The sequence below is a fragment of the Oscillatoria nigro-viridis PCC 7112 genome (genome assembly GCF_000317475.1).
Lineage (GTDB): Bacteria > Cyanobacteriota > Cyanobacteriia > Cyanobacteriales > Microcoleaceae > Microcoleus > Microcoleus nigroviridis.
Map to the genome: position 1 here is coordinate 2,230,160 of NC_019729.1, position 19,092 is coordinate 2,249,251.

16 protein-coding genes and 2 pseudogenes are annotated in these 19,092 nt (G+C 46.3%); 11 read left to right on the forward strand and 7 right to left on the reverse strand.

The features are described 5' to 3' along the window. Nucleotides 1-4: 4 nt before the first annotated feature. Nucleotides 5-280: a DUF6439 family protein gene (locus OSC7112_RS09610; protein WP_015175716.1), complete on the reverse strand. Its 276-nt coding sequence runs from the start codon at nt 278-280 to the stop codon at nt 5-7. A 118-nt stretch (nt 281-398) separates the two neighbouring features. Here OSC7112_RS09610 and OSC7112_RS09615 point away from each other — a divergent pair, with 118 nt between their 5' ends. The 4 genes from OSC7112_RS09615 (at nt 399) to OSC7112_RS09630 (ending at nt 3,622) form a co-directional block, all read left to right on the forward strand. Continuing rightward, the gene (locus tag OSC7112_RS09615; RefSeq protein ID WP_015175717.1) at nt 399-764 is read left to right on the forward strand and encodes a sll0565 family protein; all 366 of its coding nucleotides are present in this window, start codon (nt 399-401) and stop codon (nt 762-764) included. A gap of 131 nt (nt 765-895) precedes the next feature. Then, on the forward strand, nt 896-2,287 hold the full coding sequence (asnS, locus tag OSC7112_RS09620) for an asparagine--tRNA ligase (RefSeq protein WP_015175718.1): 1,392 nt from the start codon (nt 896-898) through the stop codon (nt 2,285-2,287). A 124-nt stretch (nt 2,288-2,411) separates the two neighbouring features. Beyond that, nucleotides 2,412-3,158 (forward strand): Uma2 family endonuclease, encoded by a 747-nt coding sequence (locus OSC7112_RS09625; RefSeq protein ID WP_015175719.1) that lies wholly within the window; start codon nt 2,412-2,414, stop codon nt 3,156-3,158. A 110-nt stretch (nt 3,159-3,268) separates the two neighbouring features. Further along, complete coding sequence (locus OSC7112_RS09630; protein WP_015175720.1) at nt 3,269-3,622, forward strand: hypothetical protein; 354 nt, start codon at nt 3,269-3,271, stop codon at nt 3,620-3,622. A gap of 119 nt (nt 3,623-3,741) precedes the next feature. Here OSC7112_RS09630 and OSC7112_RS09635 read toward each other — a convergent pair whose 3' ends face one another. Continuing rightward, on the reverse strand, nt 3,742-5,223 hold the full coding sequence (locus OSC7112_RS09635) for a M16 family metallopeptidase (RefSeq protein ID WP_015175721.1): 1,482 nt from the start codon (nt 5,221-5,223) through the stop codon (nt 3,742-3,744). Between the two features lie 136 nt (nt 5,224-5,359). Then, a complete protein-coding gene (locus OSC7112_RS09640) occupies nt 5,360-6,955 on the reverse strand; it encodes a M16 family metallopeptidase (protein ID WP_015175722.1) in 1,596 nt (531 codons plus the stop codon). A 388-nt stretch (nt 6,956-7,343) separates the two neighbouring features. On the opposite strand from OSC7112_RS09640, the gene OSC7112_RS09645 reads away from it, so the two are divergent. Continuing rightward, the gene (locus OSC7112_RS09645; protein WP_015175723.1) at nt 7,344-7,961 is read left to right on the forward strand and encodes a TetR/AcrR family transcriptional regulator; all 618 of its coding nucleotides are present in this window, start codon (nt 7,344-7,346) and stop codon (nt 7,959-7,961) included. 24 nt (nt 7,962-7,985) lie between these two features. Beyond that, the gene (locus OSC7112_RS09650; RefSeq protein WP_015175724.1) at nt 7,986-8,507 is read left to right on the forward strand and encodes a GNAT family N-acetyltransferase; all 522 of its coding nucleotides are present in this window, start codon (nt 7,986-7,988) and stop codon (nt 8,505-8,507) included. An 8-nt stretch (nt 8,508-8,515) separates the two neighbouring features. Here the strand turns inward: OSC7112_RS09650 and OSC7112_RS09655 are convergent, their stop codons facing one another. Next, nucleotides 8,516-8,878 carry a hypothetical protein gene (locus OSC7112_RS09655; RefSeq protein ID WP_015175725.1) on the reverse strand — a complete coding sequence of 121 codons (363 nt, stop codon included), beginning with the start codon at nt 8,876-8,878 and terminating at the stop codon, nt 8,516-8,518. 75 nt (nt 8,879-8,953) lie between these two features. On the opposite strand from OSC7112_RS09655, the pseudogene OSC7112_RS09660 reads away from it, so the two are divergent. Together OSC7112_RS09660 and OSC7112_RS09665 are read left to right on the forward strand one after the other, a co-directional pair. Then, a pseudogene (locus OSC7112_RS09660) lies at nt 8,954-9,163 on the forward strand (TetR/AcrR family transcriptional regulator); the annotation flags it as partial. Between the two features lie 563 nt (nt 9,164-9,726). Beyond that, nucleotides 9,727-10,557 (forward strand): cobalamin biosynthesis protein, encoded by an 831-nt coding sequence (locus OSC7112_RS09665; RefSeq protein WP_015175726.1) that lies wholly within the window; start codon nt 9,727-9,729, stop codon nt 10,555-10,557. A gap of 4 nt (nt 10,558-10,561) precedes the next feature. Here OSC7112_RS09665 and OSC7112_RS09670 read toward each other — a convergent pair whose 3' ends face one another. Beyond that, nucleotides 10,562-10,930, reverse strand: coding sequence for a phage holin family protein (locus OSC7112_RS09670; protein ID WP_015175727.1), 369 nt, complete (start codon nt 10,928-10,930; stop codon nt 10,562-10,564). A 109-nt stretch (nt 10,931-11,039) separates the two neighbouring features. Between OSC7112_RS09670 and OSC7112_RS09675 the strand changes: the two genes are divergently transcribed. Beyond that, the gene (locus OSC7112_RS09675) at nt 11,040-11,537 is read left to right on the forward strand and encodes a pentapeptide repeat-containing protein (protein ID WP_015175728.1); all 498 of its coding nucleotides are present in this window, start codon (nt 11,040-11,042) and stop codon (nt 11,535-11,537) included. 189 nt (nt 11,538-11,726) lie between these two features. Here OSC7112_RS09675 and OSC7112_RS09680 read toward each other — a convergent pair whose 3' ends face one another. Further along, nucleotides 11,727-13,925: a transglycosylase SLT domain-containing protein gene (locus OSC7112_RS09680; RefSeq protein ID WP_015175729.1), complete on the reverse strand. Its 2,199-nt coding sequence runs from the start codon at nt 13,923-13,925 to the stop codon at nt 11,727-11,729. A 337-nt stretch (nt 13,926-14,262) separates the two neighbouring features. Between OSC7112_RS09680 and OSC7112_RS09685 the strand changes: the two genes are divergently transcribed. After that, nucleotides 14,263-15,741, forward strand: a complete 1,479-nt coding sequence (locus OSC7112_RS09685) for a leucyl aminopeptidase (protein WP_015175730.1) — start codon at nt 14,263-14,265, stop codon at nt 15,739-15,741. Nucleotides 15,742-16,153: 412 nt separating this feature from the next. Then, entirely contained in the window at nt 16,154-18,373 is a 2,220-nt protein-coding gene (locus OSC7112_RS09690) for a PAS domain S-box protein (protein ID WP_223300803.1), read from the forward strand. Nucleotides 18,374-18,921: 548 nt separating this feature from the next. Here OSC7112_RS09690 and OSC7112_RS42570 read toward each other — a convergent pair. After that, a pseudogene (locus OSC7112_RS42570) lies at nt 18,922-19,088 on the reverse strand (ATP-binding protein); the annotation flags it as partial. Between the last annotated feature and the right edge of the window lie 4 nt (nt 19,089-19,092).

A 19,092-nucleotide genomic window follows, 5' to 3' on the forward strand; every position in this document is an offset into this window, starting at 1 on the left:
AGTGTCAATTGCCGTGGGTGGGACAGGGAGGAGCCGATATCGATCGATCCAGCCATCCTGCTGCTTGGTTTAAGCGCGGGAGAGCTTCTTCGGGCTGTTGTTTGAGCAAAAAGACCAAAGCGGCCGCAGCTTGCTCGCAGGCCCGCGCGGAACGGTTGGCTTTGAGGCGGTGCCAATCTTTTTCGGAGATGGCGAGGCGCGCAGCTAGAGCTTGGGCTAGTTCTACCGTGCTCAGCTCGTTGAGGTTGACAGTTTGGGTTGTTTGTGTAGTTTCAAGCATAATTGGCAATTATACGAATTTGGCTGCCGTTTCTGAATTTAAAAAATATACTGCATATAATAACAACTTAATTGGAAATCGGTTTTTTTGATTATTATTGTCAGGTTTGCAGATCGAAATGCCTCAACAGCCGTCAGAGTTAAATCGGGAAGAGCAAGAAAGTGAGTTTGTTGAAGCGATCGCAGCAGTTGAGCGATCGCTCGCCGCAGTCAAAGAACGGTACACTCAAATTCAGGTCGATCGACAGCGCCAAGTCGAACTCGGCCATCGGCGCGAAGAAATCCGCCAGTCGGGACGCCGAAATCCATTGCCGCAACTCAAAAAAGAATTGCGGGAAATTGAGCAAGAATTGGAAACTATCGAGTTGAATTTAGAAAGCAGCCTGTTTTCTTGGGGAAGCATAAAACAACCTTTTTGGCAAGCAGTTCGGTTTGGGGGGCTTGGCATTTTGCTCGGTTGGATTTTGAAATCCTATGCAGGTTGAATTATGTTGGGATTTTTGATTTTTTTAATGAACCGCAGAAATTCACAGGCGGGACGCCTGTTCCACAGAGGGCGCAGAGTCCGAGAAAAGAGATCAATATGGTGCAAAATATTAAATAAACAGGAGTGGATATGACAACTCAACGAATAGCAGCAATTTTGCGCGCAGGTGAACCCGACGAAACTGTAACTGTTCAAGGCTGGGTTCGCACTAAGCGCGAATTGAAAGAATTTGCCTTTGTCGAAGTGAACGACGGTTCGGCGATGGCTAACTTGCAAGTAGTCATAAATTCAGATTTGCCAGACTTTGAAAATGTACTCAAACAACTGAATACAGGTGCATCTTTAGAAGTGTCGGGAGTGCTGGTAGCGTCTCCGGCGAAAGGACAGCGAATTGAGTTGAAAGCCTCACAAGTGCAAGTTTACGGCGATGCAGACCCGCAAACTTATCCGCTGCAAAAAAAGCGCCATTCCTTTGAATTTTTGCGGACAATCGCCCATTTGCGGCCGCGCACAAACACCCACGGTGCTGTCTTTCGAGTCCGCAATGCTTGTTCGGCGGCGGTACACCAATTTTTTCAAGAACGCGGTTTTTTGTGGGTTCACACTCCGATTATTGCGGCTAGCGACTGCGAAGGGGCGGGGGAAATGTTCGCCGTTACCAACTTTGATTTAAAGAATGTGCCGCGCACTGATTCGCAAGAGGTTGATTATGCTAAAGACTTTTTTGGCAAGCGCGCCTATTTAACAGTTAGCGGCCAGTTGGAAGCGGAAGTTATGGCGATGGCTTTCGGAAATGTTTACACTTTTGGCCCGACTTTCAGAGCCGAAAATTCTAATACTTCGCGACATTTAGCTGAGTTTTGGATGATTGAACCGGAAATGGCTTTCTGCGATTTGCAGGGAGATATGGATTTGGCTGAGGCGTTTTTAAAGTATATTTTTAAATACGTTTTGGAGCATTGCCCGGAAGATATGGAGTTTTTCAACGAGCGCATTGATAAGACGGTTTTGGCGACTGCTGAAAATATCATTAACAATCAGTTCGAGCGGATTACTTATACCGAGGCGATCGCACTTTTGGAAAAAGCCGACAAAAAGTTTGATTTTCCAGTAAGTTGGGGCTTGGATTTGCAGTCGGAGCACGAGCGTTACTTGGCTGAGGATTTGTTTAAAAAGCCGACAATTGTCAGCGATTATCCCGTCGGGATTAAAGCATTTTATATGCGTTTAAACGAGGACGAGAAAACGGTGCGAGCAATGGATGTTTTGGCTCCTAATATTGGGGAAATTATCGGCGGTTCGCAGCGGGAAGAAAGGCTGGATGTGTTGGAGCGGCGCATGGAAGCGCAGGGTATGAATAAGGAGGAATTGTGGTGGTATTTGGATTTGCGCCGCTACGGTACTGTGCCTCACGCTGGGTTTGGTTTGGGATTTGAGCGGTTAGTGCAGTTTATGACGGGAATGGGGAATATTCGGGATGTGATTCCGTTTCCGAGAGCGCCTTTGAGCATAGATTTTTAGTTGAATATTGTTCGTAGTGAGGACTAAAATCCGAGCGAGTTTTAGGAGGACTTTAATCCTCACTACAAACACCTTCTTTTCCAATCTAAAATCTAAAATCTAAAATCTAAAATGGTATGAGCTAATGGTTCTTCAAATCCCGTCGAGTTCCAAAGCACCAACTGTCACCTGGGAAGCCTTACCCGCCGACTTTGTATTACCGGACGATCCCGTGGAAAATATTCAACAACCACCCCTTGCGGCCGCTCTCACCGATGCTCTGGGAGCCGCGGGACGCATTGGGCCGATCGCCCTAATCGGTTCCAATTTTGGACTGGTAGCGACAGTAAATAAGCAGACTGTAGTCAAAGCACCGGATTGGTTTTACGTGCCGCAAGTGCATCGAGTCGCAGAGGGCACGATTCGCCGCAGTTACACGCCGAATCTGGAGGGTGCGCCGGTATCGGTGGTGATGGAGTTTTTGTCTAATGAAGATTACGGCGAACTGTCGGTGCGATCGACTCCTCCCTACGGCAAGCTCTACTTCTACGAACAGATTCTGCAAGTGCCCACCTATGTTACTTACGACCCCTACGAGCCCAAGCTGGAAGTGCGGTATCTGCAAAATGGAGCCTATGAAACGCAGGCTGCTGATGCTGAGGGACGGGTGCGGATTCCAGAGTTGGATTTGTGGCTGGGGATTTGGCCGGGGGAACGGCTGGGGCAAACTATGAATTGGCTGCGCTGGTGGGATTCGCAGGGAAATTTGCTGCTGTGGAGTTCGGAACAGGCCCAACAGGAACGCCAGCGGGCAGAACAGGAACGCCAGCGGGCGGAGGTATTGGCTGCAAAGTTGCGGGAGTTGGGTGTCGATCCCGATCGGCTGGCCTGAAAGGGCGGGATATCTGTCAGCCGAGTTTTTCAACTGGGCGATCAGCTTTAGGATGGTAGGCATAGAATATAATATTTGCTACCTTGTCCATTTTAAATGAGGGGATAATAATGAGTTCATCAGATACAGTGATCTGTGGGACTGAGTTTGGAGTATACCTTTGGTCTATTCTAATTTGTGTAAATAAAGAGGTTGGTTTCGGTTCATTTTCTACGCTTATGCCTTATCCTCCTGTTGAGGGGCGATCCATTGAATTTTATAACACTCCAGAAGGCGATTTTTTAGGAACGATCATTGATGTTCACGAAGCAGTCCGTTTCGCTCCGTGTGAGGTAATCCAGCCAAATAAAGATTTTGGTATGCCGAAAAAAATTACAGTCAAACCTTCAATAATTCAATTTCAAGTACGGGTTGATGTGACAAACTCTAGTCAGTTAGGTAGTTTTGGGATTCCAGAGCTTTAGTAATCGAGTTCTTCAGCAAGATAGTCGTAGGGTGTGTCGCCATCAAAAATTAACAAATTAGAGTGACAATCTCACAGTGACGCACCACACAATAGTCAGGTGCGTCACACGAATCATCGTCAAGTCGCCGAGGGAATAGTGATATCAAGAGATTGCACTTTTACCGAATTTCCTAAACTCGATAACGGCGGTTGAATTGCCGCAGTATTTCCCACTACTAATGTTATCAAATTCTCCGGTTTCAAGTAAGTCTTGGCTACGCGCTGCACGTCGGCAATTGTTGCTGCTTCGATGCTGCGGCGGTAGCGAAAAATGAAATCTTCGGGATAACCGTAGTATTCGTAGCGAATTAATCGCGACAAAGTTTGACTGGGATTTTCAAATTTAAAGATGAAAGAATTCAGGGTGGAATCTTTAGCAAAAGCTAATTCTTCCGGGGTAATTGGTTCGGTGCGGATACGATCGATCTCTGTGCGAATTGCCTGGATAAACGGTACTGTCGCGTCCGATCGCGTTTGGCCTCCAGCGACAAACACCCCCGGATAGTCATATCTCGGACTCCAAGCCGCGTATACTGAATAAGCTAAGCCTTGGCGCGATCGCACGTTATTAAACAAACGACCGCCGAAACCGTTGAGAACCCCGTTCATTACGTCCAAAGCACCGTAATCGGGACTGCTGAGCATTCCGCCCAAATGTCCCATCTGCACGTAACTTTGGCTTAATTGCGGCTGATTTACCAAAAATACGCCGTCGCCCTTTGCTGGCGATACGGTTGGTAGCGCAGGCACTTCAGCACTTAGATTCGGTTGCCAGTTGCCAAATTTTTGCTCGACGAGCGATCGCATTTTAGCTGTGTCAAAGTCGCCAGAAATACCCAAAATCATATTCTTGGGGTGGAAATATTTCTGGTAGAAACTCACCAAATCGTCGCGGGAAATATTGGCGAGGGTTTTGTATTCTACCGTGCGCGCGTAAGGACTGCGATCGCCGTAAATTAATTTTTGAAACTCGCGGCCGGTAATACCGTTAGGATCGTCATTGCGGCGGGCGATCGCACCTTGAGTTTGATTCTTCGCTAAATCCAACTTTTCCTGAGCAAATATTGGCTCCCGAATCACTTCCGCAAATAAGTCAAACACGGGTTCCACATCTTCAGCTAAAGCACTAAAATTAGCGGTACCAGAAGCAACATCAATCCCCGTTTCTACCGAAGCTGCTCGCTGTTCTAGCAACTGATTTAATTCATCAGCCGTATGCCGGCTAGTGCCACCAGTTCGCATGACTTCTCCCGTCAAACCTCCCAATCCAATTTTATCGGCAGGTTCAAAACGCTCGCCAGTGCGAAATAGAGCCGTTCCCCCGACTAAAGGGAGTTCCCTGTCTTCCATCAGATACACCCGGATGCCATTTTTCAGCTCGAAGCGAGTGTATTTAGGCAGTTTAATTTCTGACAGCGGGGGAAATGTTAATTCGTCGTAGTGTTTGGGTGCCGCCGCCAAGGAAGGTAACAAATTAAACGTGCCCAGTGAAACAGTAAAAAAGCAAAGCGATAGCAGAAATAACTTTACTTTTTTCAGTCTCAATTTAGTCCTTTTCATTCTTTCTCCTAAGTTATACATTCTGACAAATGTTGACTGTTCGCTGTTGGCTGTTTGCTGTTTGCTCACCACTGACAACTGACAACTGACAACAGTCAACAGTCAACAGTCAACTGACAACTGACAACTGACTTCTTTACAGCGGCAAAAGCTTACCAATCGTGCGATTTTCCGGACGGAAAGTTGCCTGAGAGACACGCTGAATGTCAGCGGGAGTAACAGCCGCGATCGCATCCAATTCCTTGAACAAATTTCGCCACGAACCGGTGTTTACTTGATAGTCCAGCAGCGAAAATGCCATGCCCATATTAGAATTGAGCGATCGCAACAAATCGGCTCTCGCCTGAGTTTTCACTCGCTCCAATTCCAAATCAGAAACCGGCTCAGTTTTCAGGCGATCGATTTCCTTGCTCAAAGCGGAGGCTACTTCATCAACCGTGCGGCCCGGAGCAGTTTGAGCGTAAAATAACATCAAATTCGGATACTTGTCCCCCGGATAACCGCTGAAACCTTGAGCCGCGAGCGCCAATTGCTGTTGTTCTACCAAAGATTTGTAAAGCCGAGAAGTGCGGCCATCGCTGAGCAAAGAACCAATCATTTCATAAATCGCATTGTCGGGATGATTCATCGCCGGCCGGTGGTATCCTTCCAAATACCAAGGTTGAGTTTTTAATTTAAGCGTGACTTCCTGAGTTTGCGTTTGGGGAGGTTCGACAATCTGCAATTCTGCAGGCGCTGGCGAAGCCTTGTAACGGCCGAAATAAATTTGAGCGAGTCGCTTCACCTCCGAAGCTTTCACGTCTCCTACCACCGCCACAGTCAGCTTGCTGGGGACGTAGTGAGTCTCAAAAAACTTCTGCACGTCGCTGCGGCTGAGGTTTTTAATGTCTTCAGTGTAGCCAATTACCGGGCGGCGGTAGGGATGAACAGAGAAAGCTTTGTTGGCAAAAACTTCAACCATTTGTCCGATCGGAGAATTCTCGGTTCGCAGCCTGCGCTCTTCTAAAATTACCTGTTTTTCTTTGTAAAACTCCCGAAATACTGGTTCTAGAAATCGCTCGGATTCCAGCGACATCCACAGTTCTAATTTGTTAGCTGGGAGGCTGTAAAAATACATTGTGGCGTCGGTGGTAGTAGCGGCATTTAGTCCGACTCCGCCTGCTTGTTCGACTATTTTGCCGAGTTCGTTGCGCTTGACAAATTGCGAAGCTTCGGCTTCAACTTTGTCAAATTCTGCTTTTAATTGGGCGACTTCTTCAGTTTTGCCGCTGGTCTTGGCTGCTTGCATTTGCTCGAAGAGTTGGTCTTGTTTCTCTAGCAGCGGCTTTTCAGCTTTGTAGTCGGTAGTGCCGATTTTTGGCGTGCCTTTGAAGGCTAAATGTTCGAGATAGTGAGCGACTCCGGTTTTGCCGTCGGGTTCGTTTGCCCCACCCACATCGGCGTGAATCAGAAATGATGCTACGGGCGCTCTGGGCCTTTCGAGCACGATGAATGTCATGCCGTTGTCGAGCTTAAATTCGCTGACTTGGCTGATTACTCGATCGAGCGACGGTTGAACAGAGACTGTTTGGGAGCCGCTAGCGGGGTTGGGGCGGGCGAGGGCGATTTCGGGAGAAAGGCCCCACCACAGCAGTACAGCGGCCAGCAGGGAGGCGATGAATCGAGTTTGGCGATCGGGCGATTCCCTACGGGATAGCTTCGCTTCACGGGGTTTTTGGAACTGCGGGGTCATTCGATTTTAGATTTTAGATTTTAGATTTTGGATTGTCAAACAAACAAATGTTTGTGCTCGGTAGCCAGGGATTCTTTTCTCAGGATAAAGATTTTTGGAGGCATAAGCGATCTGTTGCGCCGCAGATGTTAGGCTGATACAGCAAATCTCAAAAAGGGTCATGGGATTTTAGATTTTAGATTTTAGATTTTGGATTGTCAAACGGCAAGAAGTTTATGCCGAATCACAAGAGATGCTTTTTAAGCATCAAGATTTTTGGGGGCATAAGCGATCTGTTGCGTCACTTCCAGTTTAAGATTAAAGTCACGCACAACTTAAAACTTAACATTATTTAGCCATTCAGTCCCGAACCCGTAGTTCCAAGTCGCAAATTACCGATTGCAAAGCCATGCGAATTTTTAATCAGTCTCCTCCTTCTGAAACAGAAACCAAGAAGCGAATTTTACAAGCCGCTCAGCGGTTGTTTGCCCGCAGCGGATACGACGGCACGACAACTCGCGATTTAGCAGCCGCGGCGGGGGTTGCCGAGGGTACGCTATTTCGGCATTTTGATAATAAAAAAGCGATTTTGATTGAGGTGGCGACGGAAGGATGGGTAGAGTTGCTGACGGATTTGCTGACTGAATTAAGCGAGATGGGCAGTTACAAAGCAGTGGCTCAGGTGATGCGCCGACGGATGCTGAATATCCGCGAGAATAGCGACATGATGCGGGTGTGTTTTTTGGAGGCGCAATTTCACCCGGATTTGCGCGATCGCATTCAGTTGGAAGTCATCGGAAAAATGACCAATGTTGCTGAGGCTTTTTTTGAAACAGCGATGGAAAAAGGAGTTTATCGGAAGATGAATCCGAAGATTGTCGCTCAGGTATTTTTGGGAATGTTTGCAGTCGCGGGTTTCAGTCAAAATACGATTATGGAGCCGAATGCTTCTGTGCAGGAAATGCAGGAAATGGCCGAAGGACTCGCTGATATTTTTCTGAATGGGGTTTTACAGAAAGATGAATAATTAGGGCAACAGGGAAAACTTGTTATGAGCAAAGTTTTGCACTATTCTATTCGGCCGCTAACGCAGGAAGACGAGCCTTTTTTGTGGCAAATGCTGTATGAAGCGGCGCACATGGCAGAAGAAGGTGAATCAACGGTGCAAGCAGTTGTCAATCATCCTTTAATTGCGAAATATGTTCAGAATTGGGGACGTGCAAGCGATTTGGGCTTCGCAGCAATGGAATTGAACGGCAGCCAGCCAGTAGGAGCCGCCTGGCTGCGTTTGTTTGCAGAGGATGACAAGGGCTTTGGCTGGGTTGACGATACTACCCCGGAATTGGCGATCGCCGTTCTTCCAGAATATAGAAATCAGGGTGTAGGAACGCAGTTGCTGGCTCGTTTGCTGTCAGCAGCAAAAGCCTCTTATCGATCGGTATCCCTGAGTGTCAGAAGCTCGAATCGAGCCCTGAGTTTGTACGAGCGATCGGGATTTAAAGTAATTGATGGCAGCGAGACAATCAACCGCACAGGAGGGACATCATTCACCATGAAAGTGGATTTTGATTAAGTGAATTATTACTCTATAAATTCGTACATCTTTTGCACCCACTTCTCCCGATTATCCTGCCATTCATCCGTCACTACTTCCCAAGTAGTATTGCTTTCAAGTTCCAGCAATAGACTTGATACTTCTTCCAGCGTCGATGCTATATGACATTCTTCTACCCAACTTTCACGGATCATTTTCCAGAGACTTTGTACCGCTTCTCGCTGAAAATTTGATTCTAATTCAACTAGCAATTTTGCTAGGTGTTTTTCGTCACTTGCTGCTGACACCTCGCTCATCCAACAGTCGCGACGTTCTTTCCATTCTTCCGTCACTGCGTCACTGCTTAGATGGGCTTGAAACTCTAACAGTAATTGGTTTAGTTCTACCATATGAAATTTGGTCTTGTTTGCAGTTTGTGCTATTTTTGTACAAATTTTATTCATTTAGACTGTTGGTTCTTGATAATGAGGGATGTGGCTGAGGCTTTTTTTGAAACGGCGATGGAAAAACGAGTTTATCGAAAGATGAAGCCGAAGATTGTCGCTCAGATATTTTTGGGAATGTTTGCAGTCGCGGGCTTCAGCCAAAATACGATGATGGAACCGAACGCTTCACCGCAGCAAATGCAGGTAATGGCTGAAGGACTCGCTGATATTTTTGTGAATGGGGTTTGAATTAAAGATGAACAATTAGTCATTAGTAATTAGAAAAAATTCGATCCTGGAAACGCATATCTAAAGGATTTTACTCGTCTAAACTACTCCTTAAATTTGTGCATTTGCTGTACCAATTATCCAGCAGATAGTTCTGCCATTCCTCGGTCACAGCTTCAGAATTTGTATGGTTTCAAGTTCCATCAATAAACTTGATGCTTATTGAACAATCGATGCTTCCAGACATTCTTATACCAACGATGCTGAGGCTATTTCTAATGAGTATTCCCCGATTACCACTGCAACTTAGATTCCAATTCAACTAGCTATTATGCTAGATGTGTCAGATTAACTGATGCTGTCACATCGCTCACCCAACTTCCCGGCGCTATATCTATTTTTTTGTCACTCCTTCCCATTTGAGGTTGCTTTCAAAACCTAATAGTAACTGGTGCAGTTCTACTATCTTAAATGTGTTTTTTTTTGCATTTTGTGTAAAATTATACCAAATTTTCACTAAACAGAGTGTTAATCTTTTTTTAAGATTGCGGTTGCAGTTAAATTACAGAATAGATAACTGAATAATGAGCGATGAATTGACTTTAGATATGCTAGACATTCCCAGCGGTTGGAGGCGGGGCGAAGGTGACTGGACAGGAGTGGCGGCGGCTATTGCTAGAGGGGAAACTGTCGAAGTAATTCAAGAAGTTGGTTCTACTTTGTGGCAAAACAGTCTGCCAGAAAAACATTCTTTGTATTGGGAGGGGGAAAATATATCAACTATCAAAGCCCGAATTTGGATTAGTTTCACCCAGAGAAGATTTTCGCCGGAATCTGCTTTGCCAAAAGTTCAGTGGCATCCGAGAGTGTTGTGGATAGGGATAGGTTGCGAACGCGGAACAGGGCGAGAATTAATCGAAACTGCGATTAAACAAGTATGCCGTGCTTATCATTTAGCGGAAAGTGCGATCGCAGGGATTGCTACAATAGACACTAAAGCAGGTGAAGTCGGCTTGCTGGAACTTTGTCAAGCGCGAAATTGGCCGTTACAAACCTTTGCGGCTGACATTTTAAGTTCCGTAGAAGTCCCCAATCCTTCAAATATTGCACTCAAAGAAGTCGGCACGCCCAGCGTAGCAGAAGCCGCAGCACTTTGTGCGATCGAACTGATATCTTGTACCATGCTCGATAACAGGCAAGATGCCTGTGCCACAATTCTCAACAACAGGCAAGATGCCTGTGAAGCGAAGAGTGAATCTGCTTGTGGGGTGGGCATCCTGCCCGCCCGTGAAAAGCTTTTAGTCCCTAAACAAATATTTCGCAGCAAAAATCCCCCCCTTTCAAAAGGAGGGGTTAGGGCGGGTTCTGCGGTAACAGTAGCGGTTGCAGTTTGCCCGATCGAGTATCTGGAATAATGTATTACTGAGCCAAAGTATTGGCATTCACAAATCGACCGATTAACCCAGAAACGAATGACAGCACAATGGAACCAAACAAAGCCGGCCAAAAACCGTTAACCACAAAGCCGATACTGAACGCACCCGCCAACCACGAAGCCAGGGAAAGCGAAATTGCATTCACAACAAACAAAAACAAACCTAAAGTAATAATGGTCAAAGGCAGCGTCAGCAATGTAAGAATCGGTCTGACAACCGCGTTCACCAATCCGATAACAACAGCAGCCAGCATCGCCGCCGGAAAGCTCACCACCGAAATACCTGGTACAATGTAAGCTGTAATGACCAGCGAAACCGCTGCTACTATCCAAGTTAAGAAAAAACTTAGCATATGTTTTTTTTCATCTCCATCACTCTTAATTAAGATTGTAACTGTTTAGTCGATCGACCAAAGTTCGGGATACACTACGAAATACCCACCTTGCAAGAATATCAGACTTATGAAACTCCGGCAACTAGCTGCATTGCTATTCGCGTTAACTATCTTCATCTTCCCGCGGCCAGCCCTGGCTCAATCTAAATATTACGCTCCTCCGCTGTCCTTTAGCAATGCCGAACTGACAAGACGCGATTTTTCCGGTCAAATGCTGCGGGCCGCTGAGTTTTCTAACGCTAATATGGACTTGACTAATTTTTCTAATGCCGATTTGCGGGGAGCAATTATGAGCGCTTCGGTAATGACTCAGGCGAATTTGCACGGCGCCAATTTAACTAATGCAATGATAGATCAAGTTAAATTTACTAATGCCGATTTAAGCGATGCAATTTTAGCGGAAACGATTTTGCTTCGTTCTACTTTTGACGGAGTTGATATCACCGGCGCTGACTTTACCGACGCAATTATGGACGGATCGCAAGTTAAAGAATTGTGTACAAAGGCAACCGGGATTAATTCTCAAACTGGGATTTCTACTCGCGATTCTTTGGGATGCCGCTGATATCATCTCCGGTCAATTACTGATGATTGTTTGTTGGGTGGGGGCGGGTTTTTGAGATTGTTTGTTTGGGGAGATTATGGTTGGTGGAACCCGCCCCTACGAAACCATATTTTGTAGGGGCGGGTTCCACCAAAAAGATATAACGATTACCAGCAATTTAGATAAACCCGCCCCCACACCGCGAATAATTCACTTGGCTTTTTTCTGAGCAGCCGCATAATGCTCGCTCATTAACTGATTAACTTCTGGATTGTAAATCCGCAGATAATTCCAGTAATTCTCAAACACCGATTTCACGTATCCTTTCGTTTCAGGAAACGGAATCTTTTCCGCAAAAGCATCCGGGTCACTAAAATCAAACCTCTTCAACCAATCTGATACTGCATTCGGCCCGGCATTGTAACTCGCCACAGCTAACATCGAGTTATTCTTGTACTCGTCGTGAGTGTGATCCAAATACCACGTACCGAGTTTAACGTTGTCGTCCACATTCTCCAATGAATACTTTTTGAGACTGATTTTATCAGCAACCCAAGCTGCTGTTTCCGGCATTACTTGCATTAAACCAGTGGCGCCAACTGATGATTTGATGGCGGGCATAAACCGAGATTCTTGCCGGATTAATGCTGTTACTAATACTGGATTTATTTTGCGTTCTTGCGACCATTTGACAATGGTTTCTAAGTAAGGAAAAGGATAAAGTGCTTGCCAATAAATCGGTTGCTGTCTGAGCTCCAGGTATTGGGTTCTATCATCTGGTTTATCGCGCTGCCGCAAACTACCAACCATCCACAAACCGTCTAAATTGTCTCCGACTGCTACTCGCATTAAACCGTCGGTAAACTGTTCGGCAATACTTGGTTCTACGCGGTCGATAAATTCTATTTGCCACAGCGTCCAAGCGTCTCTATCTTGACCTAATTGATAGAGTTCTTTCAAAGCAGGAGAACCAGCAGTTGGTTCGGGGCGCTGAGGCGGCCGCACTACATTGGGAGACAAATCTCGGACTGTGGTAAAGTCGCCGACTGGCCAGCCGAGAAGTACAGCCGATCGCCACGCAAAATATGATTCGGGATAGCGTAATATAGTGTACTCAAATGCAGTCTTGGCGTCTTGTTGGCGGCCGAGTTGCTGTGCCCATTTTCCGACCCAAAATGCTGCTTCTGGAGCTTGTTCGCTGTCGGGATTGTGGGTGGTTAATTCTCTCGCCCACTGCCAAGCTGATTTTAAATCTCCGCCTTTGGCAAACTGCTGGGCGATCGTCCACCGCAATTCGCCTGCTTTATCAGAATTATTGTATTTTGTCAAGAGCAACTTCCGGGTTTCTGAGGCGGATTGACCGCTGCGTGCTTTGTCGAGAAGTTGGGATTTATCTAACAAAGCTTCGGCGGCATAATTGGGGAATTTGCTAATAACTCGATCGAGCAAAACGATCGCTTCTTTCGGTTCGCTCAGCCGCGACAGCCGAATTAAACCCAAACCAGTATCTTCGGCATCGGGAAACTCGCGCACTAATTCTTGATAGGCAATTCTCGATTCCGGTATTTTTCCCTCCAGCCACAAACCGCGAGCTTTGCGGTAAAGATTTTTGGCGTTGCGGGGAGCTTTCCCGTAAGCAATAGCTCCTTTGCCATAATCTTGTTTTTCCCAATAGCCAAAGGCAATTTCTTCCCAATCTTCCGGTTTCAAAGCGGCGCTGTTTCGCTGCACCAGTTGTTCCAAAATTGTCCCGTAATCTTTGACATAATGACCGTGTTTTGCTACGAGCAGCATCAACTGCGGCTGATTGGGATTTTCTTTTAACTTGCGGATGGCAATTTCTACGCTGCGGGGATGACCGGGAAATTCAGTAATTGCCTGTTGCCAATATTCGGGTTTTGACTTGCCTAAAACATATAAAGCTTCCGCTGCTACCGGGTCGCTCGGATAGTTTTTGAGCAGTTCCTGCCAAGCTTTTTGGGCTTTGCCTTTGTCGCCGCTTAATTGGTAAGCTTGGGCCCTTTTTAGGGCAATGTGAGCAGCTAAAACCGGATATTCTTGCTCTAATTTGTCCAATAACTTTAATGCTTTGGCCGCATTTCCTTGCTGGATTAAATCGCTGGCAAGCAGGTAGCGGGCGCGGCTTTGAGGGGAGATTTCCTGCTGCGGGTTCGTACTTGCAGCCTGACTGGTTGCGAGTTCAACTAATTTCGCCGATCGCTCGCTCGGTGACAGCGATACCAGCATCTTGACTTGCGATTCGGAATTCGCTGCATTCAGGGGCTGCTGGGCCTTCTGGAACGAGCCAAAACCCATCCATTTCATCGCAGCAACCAAAGAGCCGATCGCAATAACGCAAACTGAAACGCTGATTAAAACAGAAAATCGGGCCGGGCGTCGTTTTAGCATGGGAAAATTTAAGAGAATAACAATAGATAACCGATCGTTTGTCAAAAGCCATCACAGGCAGGATGGGTGTTCCACGCCATCACAGACAGGATGCCCGTTCAACGAGAAATAAATGTTAATAGTGGGGCAAAAACGGACTGCAGACCCCCAAACAGATGATTGAGATTGGTGGAAGATCCGATCGCAGGCGGACTTGGCTGATATAGTAGCAGAATTTATTTCGATGTGGAGCGGAGAATTTGTGCGATCGATCTATTTACCCGCACCAACGAAAAACCACAAACCACCCACTGCAAAGTACAATCAAAAATCTAAAATCTAAAGTGTAAATCAAAACATGGAATTTCTAGTCACCGATACGCCCCGCTCTGTTTGGACAGGAGACGCCCTGGCAATTGGTCTATTTGAGGACGCCCTGGAACTCACGGGCGATCTGGCACAATTAGATGAAAAGCTTGCAGGCACTTTGAAAGAGCTGCTACTGGAAGTAGATTTTAAGGGCAAAGTGGGCACGAGCGCCATCACCCGCGTCGGCGGCAATAATCCCATTCGCAAAATTGCGATCGTCGGTTTGGGCAAAACAGAGGACTTAAAATTAGACACCGTGCGGCAAGCTGCGGGCGTTTGCGCCAAGTTAGCCAAAAAAGAGAAATGCAAAACCCTCGGAATTAGCTTTCCGGTGTGGAAAAACGCGCCGGATTCTACAGCAAGCGCCATCGCCGAAGGTGTAGAACTCTCCCTGAATCAAGACAACCGTTTCAAATCGGAACCGGAAGACAAAAGCCCGCAACTCGAACAAATTCATTTGCTCGGTTTTGCCGGTACCGAAAGTGCGATCGCCCGCGCCCGCCAAATCACTGCCGGAGTCATTTTAGCACGGGAATTAGTCGCAGCGCCGGCAAATTTTGTCACCCCGATTACCATGGCAGAAACTGCTCAAAGTCTGGCTGCCGAATGCGGTTTAGAATTAAAAATATTGGAGCGGGAAGACTGTGAAAAACTAGGAATGGGAGCCTTTCTCGGCGTGGCTCTAGCATCTGATTTACCACCAAAATTCATCCATTTGACTTACAAACCAGAAGGCACACCGCGCCGCAAAATAGCAATTGTGGGCAAAGGATTGACCTTTGATTCTGGGGGTTTGAACATCAAAGGCGCCGGCAGCGGCATTGAAATGATGAAAATAGATATGGGCGGCGCTGCGGCTACTTTGGGAGCGGCAAAGGCGATCGGACACATCAAACCCGATGTGGAAGTTCACTTTATCAGCGCCGTCACTGAAAACATGATCAGCGGTCGCGCCCTGCGGCCTGGAGACATCCTTACAGCTTCCAACGGCAAAACAATTGAAGTCAACAATACCGACGCTGAAGGTCGTTTAACCCTGGCTGATGCTTTGGTATTTGCTGATAAATTGGGAGTTGACGCGATTGTCGATTTAGCAACTCTAACCGGGGCCTGCGTAATTGCTTTAGGCGACGAGATCGCGGGTTTGTGGAGTCCTCAAGATAGCGTCGCCGCCGAAATAGTCGCCGCCTCAGAATTGGCAGGCGAAAAATTTTGGCGAATGCCGATGGAAGAAAAATATTTTGAGGGCTTGAAAGCATTGCACGCCGACATGAAAAACACAGGCCCGCGTCCCGGCGGTTCGATTACGGCGGCGCTATTTTTGAAGCAGTTTGTAAAGGATACTGCATGGGCGCATTTAGATATTGCCGGCCCGGTTTGGACTGACAAAGAAAATGGCTACAACGGCCCTGGGGCTACCGGTTTTGGAGTTCGGACTTTGGTGCATTGGGCGCTGGGCGGTGCTTAATTGTGGATTTCCAGCGGAAAAATTGAGATTTTCTCTGCCTTAAAAGTCTGCTAGTCCATCTGTGAGCCAGGGGTTAAAAACCCCTGGCTCACAGCTTAAGTCATCTAAAAGAAAATTTAATAGCGATCATTAACAATTTAAATGTTTCTGAAGCAATCCGCAGGCGAACCTATGTATTCCGTCACAGGGAGCAAGGTAAGCGTTGATAGCCGTGAGGCTCACCATTGCTCATACTTGGGACAAGCTTCGTTCCCAGGGCCCCACCTCGACAGTTTTGATATTTCCTGAAAAAATAGCTGTTTCATAAAAAATGAAAAAAGTATATAATTATGTAAACATTTCACTAGCTGAAATCAAATAATTAGATTTGATCGGATTTGCATTGGTACAGATAATTTTTTTCTTGAACTTTATGCAAGAACAATTAACAATTTTTTTTTCAACACTTGCTGTATCTTCTACACTCGCCTGCAACGTGGTGCCGGAGTTGCGGCTGTACGCTGTTTTTGACTCGCTGACGGCACTGGCTTATTGCTCGATCGCCCTATGTTTAGTTTATTTTACCCGCCAAGGTTCTCACCGCAAGATTTTCCGGCTGTTTGCCGTTGTTTTTTTTGCCTGGGGCGCTGCTAAATTGACGGAAGTTTGGACGCTTTGGCATTCCATATATTGGCTGTCGGTAACTCTCAAAGCTGCAAGTGCTTTGATTTCTTGGCTTTTAGCCGCAACCGCCCTCGCCCTCATGCCGAAAGCACTTGCCGAGTCTGGTTTCAATCAAAGAGAAAAATTTCAACAACAGTCGTTAAAACAGGTAGAAGAAAATCAGCCCCAACATTATATAGAGAAAGGAGAATTAGCAAAACAATCGATCGATCTTTACCCTTCAGATACTATTGTCGATGGCACTTTAGCTCTCAATTCGCTTAACGAACAGTTAGAAAAAGAAATTGCCGATCGCCAGCGGGTTGAGGAAAAGTTGCAACTGACTCAGTTTGCGATCGACCGATCGGCAGATGCGATATTCTGGATCGGGGCCGACGGTAAATTTTTGTACGTCAACGACGCCGCTTGCTCTTCCTTGGGATATTCAACCGCTGAATTGCTCTCGATGACCGTGCACGACATCAATCCAGATTTTCCCCAAACTGCTTGGAGTTTGCACTGGAAAGTCTTAAAACGCTGCGGTTCGGTTAATATTGAAGTTCACCACCTCACTAAGTACGGTCGAATATTTCCGGTAGAAATTACGATCGATCATTTGGAGTTTAACGGCAAAGAATATCAGTGCGCGTTTGCTCGCGACATTAGCGAACGCAAGCGGATTGAGGCAGCTTTGCGAGAAAGAGAAGAAGAATTTAGGTCATTAGTTTCTAGCATTCCCGGTGCGGTTTACCGGTGCAGTGCTGCTGGGCGAGCGAGCTTAACATTTATCAGCAGTGGCATCGAAGCTATTTCTGGCTATCCCGCAGCTAACTTTATGCAAAAACCGGTGCAGGCTTTTCCGAGTATAGTTCATCCCCAGGACGCTGAGTATATCGATAAAACTATCGATCGGGCTATTAAAACAAAACAACCTTACATCATCGAATATCGCCTAATTCACTGCGACGGAAATGTGCGGTGGGTTGTAGAGAAAGGTCAAGCCCTTTTCAACGCAGACGGTGAAGTTTTATCCCTCAACGGCGCCATTTTTGACATAACAGAGCGCAAAGCAGCCGAGGATGCTTTGCGCCTTTCTGAGGCGATCGCCAACAACAGAGCCCAGCAGCTAGAAATCGCCCTCAAAGAACTCCGAGAAACTCAAGCTCACCTAATTCATACCGAAAAAATGTCAAGTCTCGGTCAAATGGTAGCTGGAGTAGCTCACGAAATTAATAACCCTGTCAGTTTTATCTACGGCAATATTTCCTATGCCAGCCAATATATCAGAGACTTGTTGCAGCTTGTAGAACTTTACCAAAAACACTATCCTGAGCCAGCGGTAGAAATTCAACAATGTATTGATAACATCGATTTAGAATTTTTGACAGAAGATTTGCTAAAAATATTATCTTCGATGAAAATGGGAGCAGATCGAATTCGCGAAATAGTTCTCAGCTTGCGAAATTTCTCGCGTTTAGACGACTCGGTAAAAAAGCCTACCAACCTTCACGAAGGCATAGACAATACGCTCCTAATTTTACACAACAAACTGCGCGCCAGAGGCGACTATCCCGAAATTAAAGTAATCAAAGATTACGGTAAAATTCCTTTAATTGAATGTTATGCAGGTCAGCTAAATCAAGTATTTATGAACCTGCTTAGCAACAGTATTGACGCCTTGGAAGATGCTTGCAACCAAAAAAGGCGAGCCGCGGTCAGCAACGATTGGGAACCAACTATTAGCATTCGCACAGAAGCCCTGAACGAAAATAGTATTTGCATCCGCATTTCCGATAATGCGATCGGCATGACAGAAGACGTGCGGAGCCGATTATTTGACCCCTTTTTCACTACAAAACCGATGGGAAAAGGCACTGGTTTAGGGTTAGCCATCAGTTACCGAATTGTCGCGGAAAAACACGCCGGAGCATTGAGCTGCCGTTCCACCGTAGGAGAAGGTACGGAATTTGCGATCGAGATTCCTGTATGAATTAGTGCGACCGAAGTATCAAGAATTTGGCACAAGTTATCGCTGACTCTAAATCGGGCGGTAGAACTATCAAAAAACGAAATTTAGCTGGAGTAGGAAGTGAAAACCAGCTCAGATAAAATCCTGTAGCATCGTCGGGCTTCCAATCCAGCCAACAGTCAACAATCACCGACCGTGCAACCGGACTCGATCTAATTCATCTGCGTTAATCTGTGTTGCATCTGCCCTCATCTGCGGTAAAAAAAAGAGAATGTATTAACCGCCCCGGACAAGGGACTGACGCCCATTCACGCAGATGAAAAGAAGAGAGATCTGAATAATTCCGATGCTCACAGATTGAATATCAAAAGTAATTTTGTTTCCGGCTTTAAGTTGACTGTAAAAGAACAGCGCGACTGGCTGAATTTCCTGAAAAGTTTAACAGAAGTCTAATCGATCGACAACCCCGCTGTTACAGAGCCTAATGTACCCTTGTTTGAACTCGCCAATCGGCAACTCAATCACCCACTTATACCCTCCCCGCGAATATAAAAACACCGCGCTAATGCTCAACATGGCAGTGAAATTATAAATTCTGTACCTCGACCTAAAGTTGAGCTTACTTCTAGCATACCCCCATGTTTCTCAACTACAATCTGCCGTGCGCCAATCCTAAACCCGTTCCTTTGCCCACTGCTTTCTTCGTCAATAAACGATCTAATATCTTTTGTTTGACCTCC

Coding starts and splice junctions, on each gene's coding strand:
- OSC7112_RS09665 (WP_015175726.1), top strand. CDS start 9,727: ATGAGCGATGAATTGACTTTAGATATGCTAGACATTCCCAGCGGTTGG.
- OSC7112_RS09645 (WP_015175723.1), top strand. CDS start 7,344: ATGCGAATTTTTAATCAGTCTCCTCCTTCTGAAACAGAAACCAAGAAG.
- OSC7112_RS09680 (WP_015175729.1), bottom strand. CDS start 13,925: ATGCTAAAACGACGCCCGGCCCGATTTTCTGTTTTAATCAGCGTTTCA.
- OSC7112_RS09670 (WP_015175727.1), bottom strand. CDS start 10,930: ATGCTAAGTTTTTTCTTAACTTGGATAGTAGCAGCGGTTTCGCTGGTC.
- OSC7112_RS09610 (WP_015175716.1), bottom strand. CDS start 280: ATGCTTGAAACTACACAAACAACCCAAACTGTCAACCTCAACGAGCTG.
- OSC7112_RS09650 (WP_015175724.1), top strand. CDS start 7,986: ATGAGCAAAGTTTTGCACTATTCTATTCGGCCGCTAACGCAGGAAGAC.
- OSC7112_RS09690 (WP_223300803.1), top strand. CDS start 16,154: ATGCAAGAACAATTAACAATTTTTTTTTCAACACTTGCTGTATCTTCT.
- OSC7112_RS09630 (WP_015175720.1), top strand. CDS start 3,269: ATGAGTTCATCAGATACAGTGATCTGTGGGACTGAGTTTGGAGTATAC.
- OSC7112_RS09640 (WP_015175722.1), bottom strand. CDS start 6,955: ATGACCCCGCAGTTCCAAAAACCCCGTGAAGCGAAGCTATCCCGTAGG.
- OSC7112_RS09615 (WP_015175717.1), top strand. CDS start 399: ATGCCTCAACAGCCGTCAGAGTTAAATCGGGAAGAGCAAGAAAGTGAG.
- OSC7112_RS09635 (WP_015175721.1), bottom strand. CDS start 5,223: ATGAAAAGGACTAAATTGAGACTGAAAAAAGTAAAGTTATTTCTGCTA.
- OSC7112_RS09625 (WP_015175719.1), top strand. CDS start 2,412: ATGGTTCTTCAAATCCCGTCGAGTTCCAAAGCACCAACTGTCACCTGG.
- OSC7112_RS09685 (WP_015175730.1), top strand. CDS start 14,263: ATGGAATTTCTAGTCACCGATACGCCCCGCTCTGTTTGGACAGGAGAC.
- OSC7112_RS09675 (WP_015175728.1), top strand. CDS start 11,040: ATGAAACTCCGGCAACTAGCTGCATTGCTATTCGCGTTAACTATCTTC.
- OSC7112_RS09655 (WP_015175725.1), bottom strand. CDS start 8,878: ATGGTAGAACTAAACCAATTACTGTTAGAGTTTCAAGCCCATCTAAGC.
- asnS (WP_015175718.1), top strand. CDS start 896: ATGACAACTCAACGAATAGCAGCAATTTTGCGCGCAGGTGAACCCGAC.